General features: G+C 74.8%; 3 protein-coding genes. 2 read left to right on the top strand and 1 reads right to left on the bottom strand.

All coding sequences use genetic code 11. The annotated features are described in order from the left end of the window. The first annotated feature begins 344 nt into the window (after positions 1-344). Both DZG00_RS13430 and DZG00_RS13425 read left to right on the top strand, forming a co-directional pair. The gene (locus DZG00_RS13430) at positions 345-1,439 is read left to right on the top strand and encodes a Gfo/Idh/MocA family oxidoreductase (RefSeq protein WP_119382686.1); all 1,095 of its coding nucleotides are present in this window, start codon (positions 345-347) and stop codon (positions 1,437-1,439) included. A 34-nt stretch (positions 1,440-1,473) separates the two neighbouring features. Further along, a complete protein-coding gene (locus tag DZG00_RS13425; protein WP_119382687.1) occupies positions 1,474-2,268 on the top strand; it encodes an SDR family NAD(P)-dependent oxidoreductase in 795 nt (264 codons plus the stop codon). Between the two features lie 37 nt (positions 2,269-2,305). On the opposite strand, the gene DZG00_RS13420 is transcribed toward DZG00_RS13425, so the two are convergent. Next, on the bottom strand, positions 2,306-3,556 hold the full coding sequence (locus DZG00_RS13420) for a kynureninase (protein ID WP_119455722.1): 1,251 nt from the start codon (positions 3,554-3,556) through the stop codon (positions 2,306-2,308). Positions 3,557-3,688: the final 132 nt, after the last annotated feature.

Below are 3,688 nucleotides of genomic sequence, written 5' to 3'. Positions count from 1 at the left end.
ACCGCGGTGAGCTGGTCGGCGGGGTCGGCGGCGGCGCGGGCGAGGAGGCGCACCGCCCGCCCCCCGCCGTCGCGGCTCGCGGCGACCGTGAGCTCGTCGGCCTCCTGCATCACGTCGAGGATGCGCGCGGACTGCGCGACCTGGTCGAGGCTCGTCTGGATCCCCATGCTCGTGCCCCTTCTCGGGTCTCTACTCCTCATCGCGGAGGCGTGACGCGCCTCACGCGGGGGCGTTCGCTCCTTGGACATCCTCGCAGCCGTCCCGACTATTCCTCAACCGGCTGCGAGATCCCCGGCGAACCGTCACGAGCGGACATCCGCGACCCCGCGCGTACGCTGGCGACCATGCCACGCCCCGCTCCGCCCGCCCCGCAGATCCGCTTCGGCATCGTGGGGAGCGGCTGGCGCAGCGCCTTCTTCCTGCGCATCGCGCGGGCCCTCCCGGAGCGCTTCGCCGTCACCGGCCTCGTGACGCGGAGCGCCGAGACGGGCCGCGCGCTCGAGGAGGAGTGGGGGATCCGCACCTTCCGCACCGCGGCCGAGCTGCTCGCCGCCGAGGCGCCGTCGTTCGTGGTCGTCTCCGTGCCGCGGACCGCCGCGCCCGACGTGATCGCCGACCTGGTCGACCGCGGCGTCGCCGTGCTCACCGAGACGCCGCCCGGCCAGGCCGTCGAGGACCTCGAGCGGCTCGACGCGCTCGTGAAGCAGGGCGCCAGGATCGAGGTGGCCGAGCAGTACCCGCTGTCGCCGCTGCTCGCCGCGCAGCTCGCGATCGCCGCCGGCGGCCGGCTCGGCCGGATCAGCCAGGCCATGGTCGCGCAGTGCCACGACTACCACGGCGTCCGCGTGATGCGCCGGGCGCTCGGCATCGGGTTCGAGGACGCGACCATCACGGCGCAGCGCTTCTCGTCCCCCATCGTCGCCGGGCCCGACCGCGACGGGGATCCCGTGCGCGAGGAGGTCGTGACCGCCGAGCAGACCACCGCGCGCTTCGACTTCGGCGACCGGCTCGGCGTCTACGACTTCTCCGACCGGCAGTACTTCTCCTGGATCCGCCGCAACCGGCTCCTCGTCCGCGGCGAGCGCGGCGAGATCGTCGACGAGCACGTGAGCTGGCTGCTCGACGCGACGACGCCCACATGGGCGGACATCGCGCGCGTCGAGACCGGGCAGGGCGGCAACCTCGAGGGGATGCACCTGCGCGGCCTACTGCTCGGATCCGAGTGGGTCTACGAGAACCCGTTCGCGCCCGGCCGGCTGGCGGACGACGAGATCGCGATCGCGCAGTGCCTCGTCGAGATGCACGCGCACGCGGCCGGCGGCCCCTCGACGAACTCGCTCGCGGAGGCGTCGCAGGACCACCACCTCGCGCTCCTCATGCACGAGGCCGCCACCACCGGGAAGCCCGTCCGCAGCACGCGGCGGGCGTGGGCCGACTGACCCGCTCTCCCCCGCTCCACCAGGAAGGCACGACATGCGCATCGACCTCACCGGATCCACCGCCCTCGTCACGGGCTCCACGCAGGGCATCGGGTACGCGATCGCGGACGGCCTGCTCGCTGCGGGCGCCCGCGTGATCGTGAACGGCCGGGGCGAGGAGGGGACGGCAGCCGCGCGCGACCGGCTCCTCGCCGCGCATCCGGGCGCGTCCGTCGAGGTGCTCGCCGCCGACGTCGCGACCGAGGAGGGCGCGGCCCGCGCGGTCGAGCTCTTCCCCGAGGTCGACGTGCTCGTCAACAACCTCGGGATCTTCGGCTCGGCCGACCCGTTCTCGATCACCGACGATGAGTGGCGGCGCTACTTCGAGGTGAACGTGCTCGCGGGCGTCCGCCTCACCCGCGCCTACCTGCCCGGCATGATGGCGCGCGGCTGGGGCCGGGTGCAGTACATCGCGAGCGACTCCGCCGTCGTGACGCCGGCCGAGATGATCCACTACGGCGTCTCGAAGACCGCGCTGCTCGGGGTCTCGCGCGGCTTCGCGAAGGCCGCGGCCGGATCCGGCGTCACGGTCAACTGCGTCATGGCCGGCCCCACGCACACCGGCGGCGTCGAGGCGTTCGCGCGCGAGCTCGTGGGCGACGACCTGCCGTGGGAGGAGGCGCAGCGCGAGTTCATGCGGCAGCACCGGCCGCAGTCGCTGATCCAGCGCCTCATCGAGCCGGAGGAGATCGCGAACATGTGCGTGTACCTGGCGTCGAAGCAGGCGTCGGCGACGACCGGCGGCGCGCTCCGGGTCGACGGCGGGTACGTGGACGCGATCCTGCCGTAGGCGCCGGGCGCGCGGGTCGCCGTGCGGCGTCCGCGCCTCAGGCCGCCAGGTGCCGCCGGATCGCCTCCACGCCGACCTCGACCTCGCGGAACGAGGTGGTCAGCGGGCTGAGCCCGAGGCGGAGGCCCGACGGGGCGCGGAAGTCGGGGATCACGCCCTCGGCCCACAGCGCGCCGACGATCTCGCGGAAGCGCGGGTGGTCGACGCTCACGTGGCTGCCGCGGCGCTCCTCCTCGCGCGGGCTGGCGACGCGGGCGCCGAGCGGCACGAGGTCGCGGTCGACGAGATCCAGCGCGAAGCCGGTGAGGGCGAGCGACTTGGCCCGGATCGCGGGCATGCCCGCCTCGTCGATGAGCGCGATCATGTCCTGCATCGCGAGCATGCCGACGATGGGCGGCGTGCCGCTGAGGAAGCGGCGGATCCCGTCGGCCGGCACGTACTCGGGACCCATCGCGAACACGTCCTGCGCGCCCATCCAGCCCTGGATCGGCTGCCGCAGCTCGGCCTGCAGCTCGCGCCGCACGTAGCCGTGGGCAGGGGCGCCCGGCCCGCCGTCGAGGTACTTGTAGCTGCAGCCGACCGCGAGGTCGACGCCCCACGCGTCGAGCTCGGTGGGGATCACGCCGACCGAGTGGCAGGTGTCCCAGAGCACGAGCGCGCCGGCGTCGTGCACGATGCGCGTGATCGCCGGCACGTCCGCGAGGAACCCCGACCGGTACGCGACCTGGCTGAGCACCACGAGCGCGGTCCGCTCCCCCACCGCGTCCGCGACGAGCTCCGGGGTCACCCCGGCGTCGGGCGCGACCTCGATCCAGCGGATCGTCATGCCGCACTCCTCGGCGACGCCCTCGAGCACGAAGCGGTCGGTCGGGAAGTTGTCGGTGTCGATCACGAGCTCGTCGCGGCCGGGGCGCGCGCGGACGGCGGCGCGCACGAGCTTGTAGAGGATCACCGTGGTCGAGTCGCCGACGAACGTCTGGCCGGCCGCCGCGCCGTAGGCGACGCGGCCGAGGTCGTCGCCGATGCGCGTCGGCATCCCGAGCCAGTCCTCGTCCCAGCCGCGGATGAGGCGGCCGCCCCACTGATCGCGCACGAAGTCGGTGACGCGGTCGACGCTCGCCAGGGTCGGGCGGCCGAGCGAGTTGCCGTCGAGGTAGGCGACCACGTCGTCGGACCCGACGAACAGGTCGCGGAAGCGCGCGAGCGGGTCGCGGGCGTCGAGGTCGGCGGCCGACGGGATCGGCCGGGACGGTGCGGATGCGGGGGCGTCGTGCGCGTCGGGTCTCACGGTCGCAGCCTACGTTCCGCGGGTGCGGCGCGGCCGGGCCGGACCGGGCCGGGCGGCGCGGGCGGCGCGGCCGAGCCGGGCCGGGCGGCGCGGTCGGCGCGGGCGGCGCGGCCGGCCGGCGTCAGCCCCGCG

The sequence above is a fragment of the Clavibacter lycopersici genome (genome assembly GCF_003576405.1).
Lineage (GTDB): Bacteria > Actinomycetota > Actinomycetes > Actinomycetales > Microbacteriaceae > Clavibacter > Clavibacter lycopersici.
Note: the sequence above shows the minus strand (reverse complement) of the source record. Positions and strands in the feature narration are given on the sequence as shown.